The sequence below is a fragment of the Deinococcus sp. YIM 134068 genome, from assembly GCF_036543075.1.
Taxonomy (GTDB): Bacteria; Deinococcota; Deinococci; order Deinococcales; family Deinococcaceae; genus Deinococcus; species Deinococcus lichenicola.
This window is the reverse complement of the sequence record NZ_JAZHPF010000019.1, coordinates 36,750-52,961: the sequence shown is the minus strand read 5'-3', so window position 1 is coordinate 52,961 and position 16,212 is coordinate 36,750. Positions and strand designations below refer to the sequence as shown.

Below are 16,212 nucleotides of genomic sequence, written 5' to 3'. Positions count from 1 at the left end.
CGGGCAAGGAGGAGACCAGACATGGCGATGAACCTGTTCGGTGCGCGCGACACGCTCACCACGAAGGCCGGGCAACCGCTCTACTACTACCGGCTGGGCCGTTTGCAGGAACTCGGGCATGACGTGAGCAAGCTGCCCTTCTCGGTGAAGGTGCTGTTGGAGAGCGTGCTGCGCGAGGCCAACGACTACGACGTGCGTCAGGAGGACGTGGCCGCCGTCGCGGGATGGAAGCCCGTCAACGAGGAGATCGAGATTCCCTTCAAGCCCGCCCGCGTGATCCTGCAAGACTTCACGGGCGTCCCCGCCGTGGTGGACCTCGCGGCGATGCGGAGCGCGATGCTGGCGCTCGGCGGCGATCCCAACAAGATCAACCCCCTGATCCCGGTGGACCTCGTGATCGACCACTCGGTGCAGGTGGACGAGTTCGGCACCGACTTCGCCCTCGCCAACAACATGGCGCTGGAGTTCGAGCGCAACCGCGAGCGCTACGAGTTCCTCAGATGGGGCCAGCAGGCGTTCGACAACTTCGGCGTGGTGCCGCCCGCCTCGGGCATCATCCACCAGGTCAACCTCGAATACCTCGCCAAGGGCGTGCAGAGCCGCCCCGAGGACGACGGCGTGGTCGTGTACCCCGACTCCCTCGTGGGCACCGACTCGCACACCACCATGATCAACGGTCTGGGCATCGTGGGCTGGGGCGTCGGCGGCATCGAGGCCGAGGCGGTCATGCTCGGTCAGCCCATCTACATGCTGATGCCCGAGGTGATCGGCTTCAAGGTCACGGGCGCGATGCCGGAGGGGGCCACCGCGACCGACCTCGCCCTGCGCGTGACGCAGATGCTGCGCGAGAAGGGCGTGGTGGGCAAGTTCGTGGAGTTTTACGGGGCGGGCCTGAGCAACATGACCCTGCCCGACCGCGCGACCATCGCCAACATGGCCCCCGAGTACGGCGCGACGATGGGCTTCTTCCCGGTGGACGACGAGGCGCTGCGCTACCTGCGCCGCACGGGCCGCCTGGAGGACGAGATCGAACTCGTCGAGGCGTACTACAAGGCCCAGGGCATGTTCCGCACCGACGAGACGCCCGATCCCGTGTTCACCGACACCATGGAACTCGACCTCTCGACCATCGTGCCCTCCCTCGCCGGGCCGAAGCGCCCGCAGGACCGGGTGAACCTCAGCGACATGCACACGGTCTTTGCCGAGGCGCTGACCGCCCCGATCAAGGCGCGCGGCTTCGAGCTGTCGCAGGACAAGCTGGGCGCGACCGGCACCATCGGCGGCACCGACCTCCAGATCGGTCACGGCGCGGTGACGCTGGCGTCCATCACCTCCTGCACGAACACCTCGAACCCCAGCGTCCTGATCGCGGCGGGCCTCGTCGCCAAGAAGGCGGTCGAGCGGGGCCTCAAGCCCAAGCCCTGGGTGAAGACCAGCCTCGCGCCCGGTTCCAGGGTCGTGACCGAGTACCTGGAGACGGCGGGCCTCCAGGCGTACCTCGACCAGATCGGCTTCAACACCGTGGGCTACGGCTGCATGACCTGCATCGGCAACTCAGGGCCGCTGCCCGAACCCGTCGTGCAGGCGATTGGGGAGGGCGACCTCGTGGTGGCCTCCGTGCTGTCGGGCAACCGCAACTTCGAGGGCCGCGTCAACCCGCACATCCGCGCGAACTACCTCGCCTCGCCGCCCCTGGTGGTGGCCTACGCGCTCGCCGGGACGGTCGTGAACGACATCCTGAGCGACCCCATCGGCACGGGCAGCGACGGTCGCCCCGTGTACCTGCGCGACCTGTGGCCCACGAACGCCGAGATTCAGACCATCATGGACCAGGCGATCAACGCCGAGATGTTCAAGCGGGTCTACGACGGCATCGAGCAGAGCAACACCGATTGGAACGCCATCCCCGTCTCCGAGGGGGCGCTGTACAACTGGAACCCCGAGTCCACCTACATCCAGAACCCGCCCTTCTTCGAGAACCTGGCGGGCGGTCCCAGCGAGATCGTGTCCTCCATCGAGGGGGCGCGGGTGCTTGTCAAGGTCGGGGACTCGGTGACGACCGACCACATCAGCCCGGCTGGCTCCTTCAAGGCCGACACCCCGGCGGGCAAGTACCTGATGGAGCGCGGCATCCAGCCGAAGGACTTCAACTCCTACGGCTCGCGCCGGGGCAACGACCGCATCATGACGCGCGGCACGTTCGCCAACATCCGCCTCAAGAACCAGCTCGCCTCCGGCACCGAGGGCGGCTTCACCACCGACTACACGACCGGCCAGGTGAGCACCATCTACGACGCCGCCCAGAACTACAAGGCGAGCAACATCCCCCTCCTCGTCTTCGCGGGCAAGGACTACGGCATGGGCAGCAGCCGCGACTGGGCCGCGAAGGGCACCTTCCTCCTCGGGGTGAGGGCCGTCATCGCCGAGAGCTTCGAGCGCATCCACCGCTCCAACCTCGTCGGGATGGGCGTGCTGCCCATCCAGTTCAAGAACGGCGACACCGCAGATTCGCTGGGCATCGTGGGCGACGAGTTCTTCGACGTGATCCTGCCCGGCGACCTCAAGCCGCGCCAGGACGTGACGCTCCGCTTCACCAAGGACGGCGTGAGCCGCGCCGTGACCGTCCAGTGCCGCATCGACACGCCCGTGGAGATCGACTACTACAAGAACGGCGGCATCCTCCAGACCGTGCTGCGCGGAATTCTGGAGCGGAGCAAGGGTGAAGTGAAGGCGTAGGCCGGAGCCGCAACCCGGTCAAAAGAAAGGCCCCCGCCCGGTGGATGGGTGGGGGCTTTGGGTTGGTGGACGTACCCCTCAGTCAGCTTCGCTGACAGCTCCCCTCAGAGGGAGCCTTTTGGGGAGGCTTCTTCTTTTGCTGCGGTGATCGCCTCCCCTCAAGGGGGGTGCCCCGAAGGGGGGGAGGGGTCGCCAGCGGGGGTCTTGAGGAATCTCGTCGGGGTGGAGGGGGCGATTGAAGAGGCGTGGCGTCAAACATCCTTCAGCTCGGCTTGAACAGAAGGAGGCTATGTCTCCGCCCCCACCCCTGCATAGACCTCCTCCATCCTCAACTCCACGTCCACACATGGCAGGCGCACGCCGTTCTCCACCGTCTCCAGTTCCCACCCGTTCGGCATCCGGCGGTAGAACTCGGCGGCCCGGTCCTCGCTGTCCACGAGGAGATAGCCCCGCAGGCTGTGCAGGCTGAGGTAGTCCTGAGCTTTGTAGGTCATGTCCACCTGCCGGGTGGATTGGCTGAGAATTTCCACGATCAGGCAGGGGTGATTCTCGGCCTCCCTCAAGTCCTCGTGCGGTTTGCACACGACGACGAGATCGGGGGAGGAGTAGCGAAGTTGCCCCAGCCGCTTGACACGAACTTTCATATCGTTGGTGTAGGTCCAGCAGGAGCCGCGTCGGCTCGCCGGAATGAGAATGCCCTGGATGTTCGAGGAGATGCGGTTGTGCGGCAGGCTCGCGCCCGCGTGGGCGTACACGAAGCCGTCTACGTACTCACGCCGGACGGGACTCAACTCCTCCGTTCGCAGGTACTCCTCCTCGCTGAGCTTGCGTAGGGCCAGGTCACTCATACGGTCATGGTACGTGGCGGGTGGATGTCCAGCCCGTCGGGTGAGAAGTGTGCGGCCTAACGCTCAGTGTCGCGTCAGGTCCGTGCGGTATGACTGAATGATGAGACTCGCGCTGCCCCTGCTGACCCTCAGTCTCCTGCTCACGGCGTGCCCCGGTCCATCGGTGGGCGACGAGGACGACGGCACCGCCGTCTGCCCACAGGCCATCCCCGGTGGCGTGCCCCTTCCCGCGAGCGTGCGGGCGGCGAGCGTGGTACAGACGCAGGTGCCCACCCCCGACTGGACCGCGCCGCACGTGCCGGGCCGGGTCCTCGTCGTAGGCGCGGGCGGCACCCTGAGCGCGCAGGGCCTGAGCCTGCTCTCCACCGTGCGGACGCAGCGGGTGACGGACGACCTCACGCTGGCCGTGACCCCGGCGGGCGAGACGGACCGGGCCTTTGCGGGTCGGCTGACGGCGGCGGGACTGCGGGCACAGCCAGACTTTATCTACAGGGCGCTGGCGGCGGTCAACGACCCCGGCTACCCTGGCAACGAGGGGTTCATCAACGAGAGCCGGACCGTGACCCTCTTCCAGGACTACCTGCCCCGCATCAACGCGGAGGGGGCATGGGACTTCCTGACGGCCTGCGGCAAGACGCCCATGGCGGCGCTGACGGCGGTGCTGGACTCTGGAGCCGACGGCAGCCACGAGGACCTGAACGGGCGGCTGCTGAGCGGCGCGACCTTCAACGGCGGCACGGCGGCCACGCAGGACTCGGACGGGCACGGCACGGCGGTCACGGGCCTGCTCGGCGCGACCACCAACAACGACGTGGGGCTGGCGGGCGTGACGTGGAGCGGGCGCAACGTGTTGCCGGTCAAGGTGCTGGAGGCCTCGTCAACGAACCAGGCGAACGGTTCGACCTCCACCCTCGCGGCGGGGCTGAACTACGCCGTGCGGCAGGGGGCCAAGGTCATCAACATGAGCCTGGGCTTCGCGGGTGAAGCGGGGAGCGACCCCGGCGACCAGGCGCTGGAGGCCGCGCTGAATAGCGCCGCGCAGAGTGCGGTGTTGGTAGCGGCGGCGGGGAATACTCCCAATCAAGGGGTGTATTACCCGGCCAACAATCCGAACGTCATCGCGGTGGGTGCCCTCGGAGCGAGCAACACTGCCCTCGCCTGCTACAGCGCCCGCCCCAATGCCACCCAGACACGTGCCCTCGATCTCGTCGCGCCTGGGGGGGCGGGAGCCGGGGTATGCAGCGGGGCCACCGCCAGCCAGGACATGCTGGTGCTGGCCCCCGGTGACAACTACGCCCTTAGCGCGGGCACGAGCGAGGCCGCGCCCCTCGTGAGCGGGGTGGCCGCCCTGATGCGCGCCGCAAACCCCAGCCTCACCGCTGCCCAGACGCGCGCCCTGCTCGTCTCCTCCGCGAACTCCTCGGGTGGTCTGCCCCTCCTCGACGCCGAGGCCGCCGTGCGCGCCGCCACGCAGTAACCGACGCCCGACTCAGGGCAGAAGCGGTGGACGGGTCGCTCCCAGCCCACCGCTTCTTTTTGGACCCTCTGTAGAAGGCGCAGAAAGCAAAGAGCAGAAGGCCGAGGGCGTATGTCTCCTGCCTTCTGCCCTTGACCTTCTGCTTTCGACCCTCTGCACCCCGGAACGCCCATGTTCGCCGGAGGTCTATTGCCGATTCGTTACTTGTCCTGCCTCACCCGCTCCGTCGCGGGTTCGCCCTGCGGCGTCAGCAGCCCGTGGACCAGCAGTCCGAACACGACGAGGCCGTGCAGGCCGAGCAGTCCGAACAACGCCTCGCCCGGCTCCATTGTGTGCCCGGCGGACCCCACGAGCTGAAACAGAATCAGCGTCAGCAGCACGCTGGGGCGGCGCTCCGGGAACCGCAAGTAGGCATAGGTGCCGCCCGCCATGCTGAAGAGCAGGGGCAGAATCAAGGCATTGAACATCTCTTGAGACATAGCGCATTTTCACCGAGGACAGGGAAAAAGGCGAGGTGTTCCCAGTCGAGTCACGGGTTGGAGTCACAAAAATATGACCGCTGGGCGGGCGTTTGTCGGGATTCCAACTTGTGCAGAGGTGTGCGCCTTTGCCTACACAAGGTCGGAATCCTTCCCGCGCCGAGGGTTCTACATCCGGTATCGGTCCACCTGGGCCGGATCGAGCGCGTGGTCACGCAGGGCGGGCACGTCCAGCCAGCCGTCCCGAAAGGTAATGGGCGTGCCCAGCAGGTCGTCCTCCAGCTTGAGGACGAAGCTCAGCTCGCAGGGTTCGGTGACTTCGGGCCGCGTGCTCAGGAGGGCGGCGTGAAGGGTGCCCAGGCCGGTGCTCGCCTGCGAGCCGACCATGCCGCGCTTGCCGTGCCGGGCCGCCTCAGCGAGCATTTGCAGGCCGTCGGTGAAGCCGTTGCGGGCCGTCTTCACGTTCAGGATGTCGAAGGTGTCGAACTCCAGCTCGCGGGCGAGGTCGGCGGGCGTGAAGCAACTGTCGTCGGCGACGATGGGGAGGAGGTCCCGCGCATGCAACTCGGCGCGGGCCTTTAACTCGCGGACGGGGAGCGGTTCCTCCACACAGGTCAGGCCCGCGTCTCGCATGGCGGTGAGGGCGTCGGGGGCCGTCTCCTTTGTAAGTGTCTCGTTGCTGTCGGCGTAGAGTTCCACCGCGTCCCCGAAGGTGCGGCGCAATTCCCCGATCAGCGCGAGGTCGCGGGCATGGTCGCGGCCTACCTTCACCTTCAGGCAGCGCACGCCCGCCCCTACCACCCGTTCCGCCTCCGCGAGCATCTCGGCGGGGGGGGCGATGCCGAGGATGAAGCTCACCCGCACCCGCGTGTTCGGGCCGAGCAGCGTGTCGAAAAGCGTTTGCCCCCGCGCCCGCGCCCGCGCGTCCCAGAGGGCCATGTCGAGGGCACCCCGAGCGGTGTGGTTGTTCGCCACGCTGCCCCGCGCCCGGTTCAACCTGGCCTCGTCGTCGATGCCCAGGCCTTTGATCGCGGGTTCGAGATGGCGAAGGATGGCGAGCACGCTTCCCGGCGTCTCCCCGTAGATCGTGGGGCGCGGGGTCGCCTCCGCCACGCCCACCGTGCCGTCGTCCAGCGTGACCCGGACGAGGACGTGTTCGGCGGCGCTGAGCTGGCTGTGCGCGCCCCATGCGAGCGTCCCCCGCAGTGGCAGGCGGTAGGGAATGCCCTCCACTCGGGCGACGCGTGGGGTGGAGGGCAGACTCATGCCCACTCCCGAATGGCGTCCGCCACCTGCTCCGGCGAGAGTTTCACCGTGTCGAGAATCAGGGCACGCGTGGGCGGCAGGGTCAGCAGGAAGGCCGAGGCCGCGTCCGGGTCGTAGTGCGCCCGCTCCGTCACCACGATGCGCGTCTTGGCGAGGAGGTCCGCCGGAGTGTGTCCCTCCCCCGTCAGTGCGGCGAGGTCGTCCAGCTCGGCTGGGGTGAACACGGCCTCCACGCCGGACAGGGCGGCCAACTGCTCGCGGAGGTCGCCTCCCTCCTGCACCGCTACCCGGTCAAAGGCGTCCCCGCGCCCCAGCAACCTCCTCACCCTCACCGCGTCTGGAGCGTTCAGCGCCACGAAGCGCCAGAGGGGGAACCTCTCCGCCGCGTGCCGCACCTCCTCCAGCCCGCGCAGGCCGTCAAAGATTGGCCGCTCGCCCCAGTACGATGTGTCTGCCGTCAATCCACCGAGCGCGTGCGCCATGCCGCCGGGGTGCCGCTCCCGGTACAGGGCGGTGAGGCGGAAGCGTTCGGCACGGTCCGCAACCGGGCCGCCCGCGAGGGGAAGGATCATGGCGTGGTCGGTGATCTCGCGGCGGTCGGGCAGCACCCGTGCGGCGGGGTCGGCGGCGGTCAGGGCCGCGAGCGCGGTACTCTTGCCCACCCCCGTCACCCCCACGAGGACGGTAAGGGGCAGCTCGGCCAGCCGCCGCTCATGGGGACCTCGCGGGGAATCGGCGGAGAGATGGGGCAACGGCTGGGACGGCACGCTCATGCGAGGAGTGTAGGATGACGCCCGCACTCATCGCCGCCTTAAGACTGGCGTAAGGTTGCGTCAACCCGCAGTGAGCGTGTCCCGTCACACTCTCGCGGCGGTGTTTCTAGACTTCTATTTGGAGGATTGACACATGGCCCGACTGCAAGGAACCGGCGGCGGTGGCGGCAGGACCGCCCTACTCATCATCATTATCCTGATCGTTCTTTTCCTGCTCGCCTACTTCCTGTACCTCAAGCCGCAGGGCATCCTGAATCTCGGCTTCTGAGTCCTGGCGCGCCGGGAGCTTGTCCGGCTTTCACCCTGAACGGAGACAACACATGCTGAAAGGCAAAGAACTGCTGGGCCGCCCGATCATCGCCATCGAGAGCGGAGAGAAGATCGAGACGGTGCGTGACCTCGTGTTCGATCACCAGGCGAACGAGGTGCTGGGGCTGCTCGTGGACGAGGGCGGCTGGTTCCGCGCGGCGAAGGTGGTGCCCTTCGAGGCCATCCGCTCCATCGGCGAGGACGCCATCATGATCGGCAGCCCCGAGGAGATCACCTCCACCCGCGAGGACGGGCGGCTGGCCGACGTGCTGGATTCCAAGACCAGCCTCGTGGGCATGACCCTGCTCACGACCGACGGGCAGAACCTCGGCAAGATCGCCGACGTGTTCTTCGACGAGCGCACCGGGCAGGTCGAGGGCTACGAGGCGACGGGCGGTATCTTCAGCGACCTCTCCAGCGGGCGCACCTTCGTTCCGGCCCCCGAGAACGTGCAGATCGGCCAGGACGCGGCCATCGTGCCCATCAGCGTGGCGGCGGCGATGCAGGAGCAGGAGGCGGGCGGCCTGAAGGGGGCCTACCAGAGCGCCGCCGAGAGCGTCAAGCAGGGCTACGGCAACATCGCCGAGGCCACCAAGGAGCGCCAGCGCGAGTATGTGGTGGGCAAGACGGCGGGCGGCGACCTGACCCTCGACGACGGCACCGTCCTGATCCACAAGGGCGACACCATCACCGAGGAGCAGGCCACGCGGGCGGAGGAGGCGGGCAAGCTCACCTCGCTCGCCACCGCCGCGACGGGGGGCGTGCTGTCCGAGGCCTACGGCAGCGCCAAGGAGCGGGTGCAGGGCACCGTCGAGAACTTGCAGGGTGCCACCGCCGAGCGCCAGAAGGAGTTCGTGGTGGGCAAGACCGCCGCGAACGACGTGACCGTGCAGATGGCCGACGGGGTGCAGGAGGTGATCGTGCACAAGGGGGCGCTCATCACCGAGTTCCAGGCCCAGCGGGCCGAGCAGGCGGGAGCACTCGCCGCCCTGACCGCCGCCGCGACGGGCGGGGCCGTGCAGGAGGGCGTGCAGGGCCTGCGTGAGCGCGTCAGCTCGGGTTCGGACGCTTCCCAGCCCGAGGGCGTGGAGGCGACGGTGGGCCGCCGGGTCCGCAGCGACGTGCGTGCGCCGGGTGGCAGCCTCGTCGCCGCGCAGGGGCAGATCGTCACCCCGGCCATCGTGGAGCGGGCGCGGCACCTGAACGCCGAGCAGGAACTGATCGCCGCCACCCTGGGGGCGAAGTCGAGCGGTCCGGCCACGGGCGCGGCCCTGGCGGGCGGCGTCGCCAGCGTCAGCGAGGGCGCGAGCAACCTGCTCGACCGCGCGAAGTCGTGGTTCGGCGAGAAGCGGGAGGAGGCCGGGCACGCGCTGGAGGAGCGCCAGGAGCAGCAGCAGGAGCAGAAGGTCCGCGACGCCCTGGGCCGCCCGGTCACGCGCGTGATCCTCGCCCCCGACGACACGATCATCCTCAACATCGGCGAGATCATCACCAACAAGGCCGTGCAGCTCGCCCGCGAGGGGGGCGTGCTCGATATCCTCGTGGACAGCGTGAGCAAGGAGTCCGTCAACATCGACCCTCTCGCCTCGCGTCCCCACGAGACCGGCGCGGCGGCGCTGGAGGGGCAGGCCGACTCGCCCGTCGCCACGAACCCCACCGATCCGCAGAACTCAGGCCGCTAAGGGTCAGGCACATTCCGGCGGGTCCTCTTCCAGATGGGAGGGGACCCGCCGGAGTTGTCGTTTGAAGGGGAGAGAGAACTGATTTCGCCCCTCCCCCCTGAACGCTTGATGTGAACGAAGGACCAGATGATAGGGGCGTATTGGGCGTCTGGCAGGAGGACGAGCGTTGCCTGTCACCTCTCTCCCACAGGAGGAGACGGAGAAAAGCAGCCAGAGCCTGGGCTTTCTACTCCTCCCCCTTGAAGGGGAAGGCTGGGAGGGGGTGAACTGGCATGGCCTCCGAGGACAGCGCGAGGGGCGATGCCTCCGTTCAAGGCACAAGCGGGTCACACGCCCCCTCACCCCGACGGAAGAGAGAGAAAACAGCCCCACCTCAATTCCTGAAAATCACCTCCTCCCGCCCAAACGAACGCCATGCCAGCAGCCCCAGCACGAGCGCCCCAAGCAGGTTCGCGCCGATGGCCGCCAGCGCGTGCCCGGCGGTCAGGCTGCCGCGCACGGTGTCCAGGATGGCGAGCATGGAGCCAAAGAGGGGCAGGGCGTAGGGAGCACTTCCCAGCGTCAGGAAGTCGCTGAACTGGAGCAGCACGGCGGGAAAGACGATGGCGAGCGAGAGGGGCGTGACGTAGGTCTGCGCCTCCTTGTAGCTGCGCGCGTAGATGCTGATGGCGATGAGGACGGCGCTGATGAACAGCGCGGCGCTGACCACGACGGCGAGGAGGGCCAGCGCACTTCCGGCGGTGAGGGCGAGTTGCCCGCCGAAGCTGCGCGCGAGTTCGTCCGGCGCACCTGCCCCGGCAAGGGCGGCCCGCGCGACCAGCCCGCTCGCCAGAAAGCCCAGCACGCTGAAACAGGCCGTCACGAGGGCGGTCACGGTCGTGGCAAGCAGCTTCCCGGCCACCACCTCCGAGCGCCGGACGGGCGAGACGAGCAGGCTCTCCAGCGTGCCGCGCTCCTTCTCGCCCGCCGTGGCGTCCAGCGCGGTCGCCATCGCCCCCGTCAGGATGAAGTTGAGCATCAGCAGCGGAATGAGGAAGGCGAGCTGCCCGCCGCGCCGTTCCCCCTCCGGGCTGGCGTCGATGGGCCGCAGGGTCACGGGCGTCAACGTCTCCGCACCGAGGCCCAGCGCCCGCAGACGACTCACGGTGAGGTCGCGGTTGTACGCCTCCACCACGTCCTGCACTTTGGCGAAGGCCCCCGTCTGCGCGCGCAGGTTGCCGAGCTTGGCGTAGACCTCCAGGGTGCCGCTTCCCTCGCCCGCGCGGCTCGGCAGGGAAGAGGGGGCGCGGAGGGCGGCGTCCACCTCTCCCGACTGGACGGCGGCTTCCGCGTCCCCGACGGGAACGAGTTCCACCCCGGAGCGCGTCACCGTGCCGTCCGGTGTCCGCTCGTCTCGTGTGAGGGCCGATCTCAGCGCGGCGGGCAGCGTGCCGACCACCCCCACCCGCTGCCGCTCCTGCGCCTGCCCGCCGACGAGCCGCCCGACGAGCAGCGGCAGCCCCAGTGTGAAGAGGGGAATGAGCAGCAGCGGGATCAGGACGGTGCCCGCCAGCGTGCGGCGGTCGCGCAGGGTGGAGAGCAGGTCGCGCGCCGCCACCTGCCACACGAGGCTAGGACGCATAGACCTCGCCCCCCTCCCGCCCCAGCACGAGCGCGAAAAAGGCGCGTTCCAGATTCCGCTCCCCCGTTCCCGCCAGAATCTCGCTCACGGCCCCGACCGTCACCACCTCGCCCCGGTGAATGATCGCCACCCGGTCGCAGACCTCCTCGGCCTCGCTCATGACGTGGGTGGAGTAGACGGTGAGCCGCCCCGGCCCGCGCGCCGCCGCCACGAAATCGAGCAGGTTGCGCCGAGCGAAGATGTCCAGGCCGCTCGTCGCCTCGTCCAGCATCAACACGGGTGGGTCGTGGATGACGGCGCGGGCGATGACAACTTTCTGCGCCATGCCCGTGGAGTATTCGCCCGCCCGTGTGTCCAGCGTGCGCCCGAGATCGAGGGCGGCGTCCAGCTCCTCGATGCGGGCGTCGGCCTGCTTGCGGCTCAGGCCGTACAGCCCGGCGAACGAGCGCAGCACCTCCCGGCCCGTCAGACGGGCGGGCAGGCCCATGCCGCCGTTCACCACGCCGATGAGGCGGCGCACGGCCTCCGGGTCGCGCCGCACGTCCACGCCCGCCACCATGACCGTGCCCGCCGTGGGCGTGAGCAGCGTGGCGACGACTCGCAGCAGGGTCGTCTTCCCGGCCCCGTTCGGCCCCAGCAGCCCGAAGACCTCGCCCTCCTGCGCCCGCAGGGTCACGTCCCGCAGCGCCGCGTGGGCACCATAAAGTTTTCCCAGGTTCCGAATGTCCAGCACGCTCCGGTGCCTCCCCGTCCAGAAAGATGCGCTCGATGGGCCGCCCCGGACACTGTTTCTCACGGGGCGTCCCGCCAGCGGTCCCGGCATGACGCGGGCCACGACGACGCTCACCCTAGCAGCACCGCCGACCCCACCCCCTTCCTGCCCGGCCCCCCGACGCCGGAGAATCACGTTTCCTTGATCTCCGGTAAGCTGGGCTTCACAGGGGGCGCAGGCTCACGGTTGGCCTTGCTCCGACCGCTTACGATGCGCCACCGCTCGACGCCGGGCCTTCCAACCCGAGCCTCTCTTTTAGCCCTGACTCGCACAAGTCTCATGCAAAGGGCGTGGATTCCTGTCACAATAGGAAAGTTGCGCTTCTGGGCGCATTTGGACTCGGTTCACGATACAACACGACGCCAGAGTGAAGCTACAACGTGGTTTTGCTCTGGTTTTCGCGGAGGAGAGCGCATGTTCAACCCCCCCACCCTCGAAGACCTTCAGGAGACCCGCCGCGCCAACGAGAAGCTCGTTCTCAAGGCGCTGGAGAGCAAGCCCGAGTGGGTCGAGACCGAACTCGCCAAGACGACCAGCCTCGCGCTGTCTCACCTGCGCGCGGCCCTCGCCAGCCTGCTCGATCAGGGCCGCGTGCGCCGCCTGCCCGGCACGGGCACCCGCGCGGTGTACGGCCTCGCCGATCCCGGCCTTGCCGACGTGCCCGCCACGCCGCTGACGAACGACGCCAAGCGCGTGCGCGACTACCTGGAGGGCCGCGCCGACAGCGCCCTGTACATGAGCGAGCAGCTTCGCATGACCCGCGAGGACGTGATGAAAGCTCTGTCGCTCCTGAACGCGCACGGCATGATCACCTGCACCTTCGTGGGCAGCCTCGTGATCTTCCGCCTGCGCGAGACCCAGGCCCTCGGCCAGGAGCAGAACGCGGTGGGCAAGAAGAAGCAGGTCGCCTGAGCCTTCACCCAAGCACGTCCCGGCCTCCCCACGCGGGAGGTCTTTTCTTTTTGTCCCGCTGGCCGCTGGCGGCTGGACGCTGGCTGCGCCTGCCCCCGCCCCTCTGTTACTCTAGGCCTCATGAAGCTGGTGCTCGCCGTAATTCAGGATGCCGACGCCGCCGCCCTCGTGCGGGTGCTGTCCGAGAATGCCTTCGAGGTGACGAAGCTCGCCAGCACGGGCGGCTTCCTGCGCGAGGGCAACACCACCCTGATGATCGGCGTGCCCGACGAGCGCTTCGCCGAACTCAAGCGCCACGTGCAGCGCACCTGCCGCACCCGCACCCGCCTCGTCTCGCCCGGCGTGCCGATGGGCGAGCAGGGCGAGGGGATGGTGGGCGACCCGGTGGAGGTTTCCGTGGGCGGCGCGGTGATGTTCGTCCTGGGCGTGCAGGAGTTCGTGAAGGTGTGACCACGCCGCCAACCTGACCTCTAGCTCACCCCCAGCGCCGCCAGTTCCTCCCGGAGTTGCGCGGCGTTCTCGTAGCGGACGGCGTGCATCCCGACCGAGCGGGCCGCCTGCGCGTTCTGCTCCCGGTCGTCGATCATCACGGCCTCGTCGGGGCGGATGTGGGCGAGGCTCAGGCCCAGGCGGTAGATCGCCGGGTTGGGCTTCATCACGCCCAGGTAGCAGGAGGTGAAAAAGCCCAGCAGGAAGCTGCCCAGGTCGTAGGTGCGGATGCGGTACTCGTTGAGGTCGCGGCCCTCGTTGTTCAGCGAGTACATGCGGTAGCGCCCCTCCAGGCCCCGCGCGACCTCCAGCGCCAGCGACTCGCCGTGCGGCAGGCTCTCGGCCTCCATCGCGGCCCGGAAGTCGTCCGGCGTGAAGGAGCGCGGCGCGTGGAACACCGTCTGCTCCATGTATTCCGCGAGGCTCATGCGGCCCAGCTCCAGCTCCGGGGCCGCCAGCTTGTGCCGCTCGCCGAAGTCCTCCGCGTCCAGCCCGAAGCGGGCCACCACGTCCGCCCGCTGCTCGCGGTCCCACCCGTTCGTGAGCAGCACCCCGCCGATGTCCCAGAACAGCACTTTGACTGGCATGCCTGAGCGTACCCCGGCGAGGGTGGCGGGGGTGATGGGTGATGAGGAACGCGTGATGGGGAAAACAGGAATCGCTGCCCCTCATCACTCATCACTCAACCCTCATTACTTTCCCTCTAGCCGTCCAGCCCTCCGTCCGACAGATGCAGCACCTCGGCCAGACGCATCAGCGTGTCCTGCACCTCCTCCGGGGCGGTGCGGGCCAGTCCCTCCACCTCGGCACCCATCGGGGGGAGGGAGGCCAGCGCCTCGGTGTACTGCCCGGATTGCAGGAGTTCGGCGACCTTGCCCAGTTGCGCGGCGAGCAGGCCCCCGGCGGGTTCGCCCGCGACGGCGGCCTGCCACGAGCGCAGGTGCGTGACGGCGAGGTTCGGGTCGATGTTTTCCGCGCCGCCCGTGAGGAGGGCGAGCGTTTCATCCAGTTGATTGGTCATGGTCATGGGGGAAACCTCCGCCGCTCAGAAGACCCGACCCCGCCGTGCCGGACGGTAGGACCGCCCCCCGTGTGAAGCGAGGCTGAAGGCTCTCCCCCGGTGCTCCTGCGGCTTCTGTCCACTCATCGACTACTCTGGATGACGCGCTGGGGAGGAATCGATGACGGGGAATAGAGGACGAAGGATGCGCGTCTTGAGGGTGATTGGGATGGGGAGGGGAACGGACGGGTGCCGCTCCTCTCATCGTGTCTGGAGTGAGGCCCCCGTGTGACCCACCCGCCGTCCTCTCCGCCCGATACCGAACTCGCGGGCCTGCCACACTGGCTGTACCCGGCGGGCTTCTGGGTGGGCGTCGTCCTGCTCGCGCTGGGTGTGGTGCTGCCGCGCTACGCCTACGTCGGCGTCGCCTGCGTCGCGCTCGTGCCCGTCCTTGCCGCCGTGTGGGTGGCGGTGGGCGCGTGGCGGGGGGACCGCCGCCTCAGCCTCGCGGCCCTCGCGGCGTTGGGTGGGTTGGTCGTCGTCTATGTGGTAAAGGGGTTCCTGCCGGGGAATTAGATGGACGAAACGTTTGGAGAGTTCGGCCCGTTCCCACTCGCCTCCCTTGCTCCCGAAATGCAACTCTCGCGGGCATCCCCCAACCCCTCCGCTCTCTAAGCTGGGGCATGACCCTTCGCGCCGCTCTGCTCGTGCTGACGACGCTGCTCGCCCCCGCCGCCCACGCGCAACGCACGCCGCAGGAGCTGGCGCAGGCGCTCCAGACCGCCGCACGTGCCGGGGACGCCGTCGCTTACCGCAATCTGCTCGCCCCCGGCGGCACGTTCACCGTGGAGGGCGCGAATTTCGCGGCGGACCTGACGCGCAGGGTGCCCGCCGACGTGACCTATACCCTGGGCGATATTCGGGAGCAGGGGACGCAGGCCGACGCGACCCTCACCCTCGTCTGGACGCGGGTGCCCGGACAGGTCAGCCGCGTCACGCTGCCCGTCCGGCTCATGCGGGTGGGAGAGGTGTGGCGCTACGCGGGCGAGGCCTTCCAGCCCGTGCGGACGGAGACGGGCACCCTGCTTGCCCTGAACGCGCCGGGTCTGGCGGAGCGCACCGCCATCATCGCCCCGCTGCTGACCCGCGCCGCCGGGGAGGTGAGGAACGTGCTGGGCCTCCCCGTGCCGGGTGACGCCGTGGTCAAGGTCTACCCGGACTCCTCCAGCCTCAGCGCCAGCGTCTACCTCTCGCTGCCCCCCGTCGCGGGCTGGAACGAGCCGGGGGAGGCGATCAAGCTCGTGCTGGCGGGTGGAACCCCGGCAGAGGTGGAGGGGGCGACCCTGCGGGTGCTGACCCACGAGTTCACCCATCTCGCGGTCGGGCTGGCGGCAGGCGCAGGCCGGGACAAGCGCATCCCCTGGTGGCTGCACGAGGGGCTGGCGAACTTCGCCGCCCGCACCTTCGTCTCCGAGCGCGGGTGGCAGGCGTGGCAGAGCCGGGTCAACGGCTACGCCCGGTCGGGCTGGGTGCCGCTGGCCGACCTCGCCGACTTCCCCGCCGTCCCCGAAAACCGCTGGGACCACGCCTACCGCCAGGGCCTCGGCGTGGTGGAGTTCCTGGCCGAGACACGCGGGAGGGAAGAGCCGTGGCTGTTGGCTAAGACCTTCGCGGAGACCGGGCAGGGGGATGCCGCCGCGAAGGCCGTCGGATTCGCCTCCCTCGGTGCGTTGGAGACGGCGGCGCGGGCGTGGCTGGCCGCAAGGGGCGTCTAAAGGTCGAACGGTCGAACCGTCCAAAGGCGAAACCGTCCGACCCTTCAAGCGGTTAGACCGTTGGACGGTCGAA

16 protein-coding genes are annotated in these 16,212 nt (G+C 68.8%); 8 read left to right on the top strand and 8 right to left on the bottom strand.

The window, feature by feature from the left end; genetic code table 11:
* Positions 1-21 precede the first annotated feature (21 nt).
* Complete coding sequence (gene acnA, locus V3W47_RS15520) at positions 22-2,736, top strand: aconitate hydratase AcnA (RefSeq protein ID WP_331826129.1); 2,715 nt, start codon at positions 22-24, stop codon at positions 2,734-2,736.
* Between the two features lie 287 nt (positions 2,737-3,023).
* Here acnA and V3W47_RS15515 read toward each other — a convergent pair whose 3' ends face one another.
* Positions 3,024-3,584 carry a Uma2 family endonuclease gene (locus V3W47_RS15515; protein ID WP_331826128.1) on the bottom strand — a complete coding sequence of 187 codons (561 nt, stop codon included), beginning with the start codon at positions 3,582-3,584 and terminating at the stop codon, positions 3,024-3,026.
* Between the two features lie 97 nt (positions 3,585-3,681).
* Between V3W47_RS15515 and V3W47_RS15510 the strand changes: the two genes are divergently transcribed.
* Positions 3,682-5,061 (top strand): S8 family peptidase, encoded by a 1,380-nt coding sequence (locus V3W47_RS15510; RefSeq protein WP_331826127.1) that lies wholly within the window; start codon positions 3,682-3,684, stop codon positions 5,059-5,061.
* 200 nt (positions 5,062-5,261) lie between these two features.
* On the opposite strand, the gene V3W47_RS15505 is transcribed toward V3W47_RS15510, so the two are convergent.
* The 3 genes from V3W47_RS15505 to V3W47_RS15495 all read right to left on the bottom strand — a co-directional run bounded on the left by V3W47_RS15505 (position 5,262) and on the right by V3W47_RS15495 (position 7,579).
* The gene (locus V3W47_RS15505; RefSeq protein WP_331826126.1) at positions 5,262-5,540 is read right to left on the bottom strand and encodes a hypothetical protein; all 279 of its coding nucleotides are present in this window, start codon (positions 5,538-5,540) and stop codon (positions 5,262-5,264) included.
* Positions 5,541-5,708: 168 nt separating this feature from the next.
* On the bottom strand, positions 5,709-6,806 hold the full coding sequence (locus tag V3W47_RS15500) for an enolase C-terminal domain-like protein (protein ID WP_331826125.1): 1,098 nt from the start codon (positions 6,804-6,806) through the stop codon (positions 5,709-5,711).
* The gene (locus V3W47_RS15495; RefSeq protein ID WP_331826124.1) at positions 6,803-7,579 is read right to left on the bottom strand and encodes a lyase family protein; all 777 of its coding nucleotides are present in this window, start codon (positions 7,577-7,579) and stop codon (positions 6,803-6,805) included. Before V3W47_RS15495 ends, V3W47_RS15500 begins: the two co-directional genes overlap by 4 nt.
* A gap of 133 nt (positions 7,580-7,712) precedes the next feature.
* Between V3W47_RS15495 and V3W47_RS15490 the strand changes: the two genes are divergently transcribed.
* Positions 7,713-7,847: a hypothetical protein gene (locus V3W47_RS15490; protein ID WP_331826123.1), complete on the top strand. Its 135-nt coding sequence runs from the start codon at positions 7,713-7,715 to the stop codon at positions 7,845-7,847.
* 52 nt (positions 7,848-7,899) lie between these two features.
* The gene (locus V3W47_RS15485) at positions 7,900-9,570 is read left to right on the top strand and encodes a PRC-barrel domain-containing protein (RefSeq protein WP_331826122.1); all 1,671 of its coding nucleotides are present in this window, start codon (positions 7,900-7,902) and stop codon (positions 9,568-9,570) included.
* Positions 9,571-9,943: 373 nt separating this feature from the next.
* Here the strand turns inward: V3W47_RS15485 and V3W47_RS15480 are convergent, their stop codons facing one another.
* Both V3W47_RS15480 and V3W47_RS15475 read right to left on the bottom strand, forming a co-directional pair.
* A complete protein-coding gene (locus V3W47_RS15480; protein ID WP_331826121.1) occupies positions 9,944-11,191 on the bottom strand; it encodes an ABC transporter permease subunit in 1,248 nt (415 codons plus the stop codon).
* Positions 11,181-11,924 (bottom strand): ABC transporter ATP-binding protein, encoded by a 744-nt coding sequence (locus V3W47_RS15475; protein WP_331826120.1) that lies wholly within the window; start codon positions 11,922-11,924, stop codon positions 11,181-11,183. The genes V3W47_RS15480 and V3W47_RS15475 overlap by 11 nt, the downstream gene beginning before the upstream one ends.
* A gap of 453 nt (positions 11,925-12,377) precedes the next feature.
* Here V3W47_RS15475 and V3W47_RS15470 point away from each other — a divergent pair, with 453 nt between their 5' ends.
* Both V3W47_RS15470 and V3W47_RS15465 read left to right on the top strand, forming a co-directional pair.
* Positions 12,378-12,875 (top strand): transcriptional regulator, encoded by a 498-nt coding sequence (locus tag V3W47_RS15470; RefSeq protein WP_331826119.1) that lies wholly within the window; start codon positions 12,378-12,380, stop codon positions 12,873-12,875.
* Between the two features lie 120 nt (positions 12,876-12,995).
* Positions 12,996-13,325, top strand: coding sequence for a cyclic-di-AMP receptor (locus V3W47_RS15465; protein WP_331826118.1), 330 nt, complete (start codon positions 12,996-12,998; stop codon positions 13,323-13,325).
* Positions 13,326-13,345: 20 nt separating this feature from the next.
* On the opposite strand, the gene V3W47_RS15460 is transcribed toward V3W47_RS15465, so the two are convergent.
* Both V3W47_RS15460 and V3W47_RS15455 read right to left on the bottom strand, forming a co-directional pair.
* A complete protein-coding gene (locus V3W47_RS15460; RefSeq protein ID WP_331826117.1) occupies positions 13,346-13,951 on the bottom strand; it encodes an HAD family hydrolase in 606 nt (201 codons plus the stop codon).
* 116 nt (positions 13,952-14,067) lie between these two features.
* The gene (locus V3W47_RS15455; protein WP_331826116.1) at positions 14,068-14,391 is read right to left on the bottom strand and encodes a hypothetical protein; all 324 of its coding nucleotides are present in this window, start codon (positions 14,389-14,391) and stop codon (positions 14,068-14,070) included.
* Between the two features lie 261 nt (positions 14,392-14,652).
* Between V3W47_RS15455 and V3W47_RS15450 the strand changes: the two genes are divergently transcribed.
* Positions 14,653-14,940, top strand: a complete 288-nt coding sequence (locus V3W47_RS15450) for a hypothetical protein (RefSeq protein ID WP_331826115.1) — start codon at positions 14,653-14,655, stop codon at positions 14,938-14,940.
* A 107-nt stretch (positions 14,941-15,047) separates the two neighbouring features.
* Positions 15,048-16,139 (top strand): hypothetical protein, encoded by a 1,092-nt coding sequence (locus V3W47_RS15445; RefSeq protein WP_331826114.1) that lies wholly within the window; start codon positions 15,048-15,050, stop codon positions 16,137-16,139.
* The last annotated feature ends 73 nt before the right edge of the window (positions 16,140-16,212 follow it).

What these genes read in the sequence shown, in the direction of transcription:
- acnA (WP_331826129.1), top strand. Translation starts at nt 22, where the DNA reads ATGGCGATGAACCTGTTCGGTGCGCGCGACACGCTCACCACGAAGGCC.
- V3W47_RS15455 (WP_331826116.1), bottom strand. Translation starts at nt 14,391, where the DNA reads ATGACCATGACCAATCAACTGGATGAAACGCTCGCCCTCCTCACGGGC.
- V3W47_RS15465 (WP_331826118.1), top strand. Translation starts at nt 12,996, where the DNA reads ATGAAGCTGGTGCTCGCCGTAATTCAGGATGCCGACGCCGCCGCCCTC.
- V3W47_RS15490 (WP_331826123.1), top strand. Translation starts at nt 7,713, where the DNA reads ATGGCCCGACTGCAAGGAACCGGCGGCGGTGGCGGCAGGACCGCCCTA.
- V3W47_RS15480 (WP_331826121.1), bottom strand. Translation starts at nt 11,191, where the DNA reads ATGCGTCCTAGCCTCGTGTGGCAGGTGGCGGCGCGCGACCTGCTCTCC.
- V3W47_RS15500 (WP_331826125.1), bottom strand. Translation starts at nt 6,806, where the DNA reads ATGAGTCTGCCCTCCACCCCACGCGTCGCCCGAGTGGAGGGCATTCCC.
- V3W47_RS15485 (WP_331826122.1), top strand. Translation starts at nt 7,900, where the DNA reads ATGCTGAAAGGCAAAGAACTGCTGGGCCGCCCGATCATCGCCATCGAG.
- V3W47_RS15495 (WP_331826124.1), bottom strand. Translation starts at nt 7,579, where the DNA reads ATGAGCGTGCCGTCCCAGCCGTTGCCCCATCTCTCCGCCGATTCCCCG.
- V3W47_RS15505 (WP_331826126.1), bottom strand. Translation starts at nt 5,540, where the DNA reads ATGTCTCAAGAGATGTTCAATGCCTTGATTCTGCCCCTGCTCTTCAGC.
- V3W47_RS15510 (WP_331826127.1), top strand. Translation starts at nt 3,682, where the DNA reads ATGATGAGACTCGCGCTGCCCCTGCTGACCCTCAGTCTCCTGCTCACG.
- V3W47_RS15515 (WP_331826128.1), bottom strand. Translation starts at nt 3,584, where the DNA reads ATGAGTGACCTGGCCCTACGCAAGCTCAGCGAGGAGGAGTACCTGCGA.
- V3W47_RS15445 (WP_331826114.1), top strand. Translation starts at nt 15,048, where the DNA reads ATGACCCTTCGCGCCGCTCTGCTCGTGCTGACGACGCTGCTCGCCCCC.
- V3W47_RS15470 (WP_331826119.1), top strand. Translation starts at nt 12,378, where the DNA reads ATGTTCAACCCCCCCACCCTCGAAGACCTTCAGGAGACCCGCCGCGCC.
- V3W47_RS15460 (WP_331826117.1), bottom strand. Translation starts at nt 13,951, where the DNA reads ATGCCAGTCAAAGTGCTGTTCTGGGACATCGGCGGGGTGCTGCTCACG.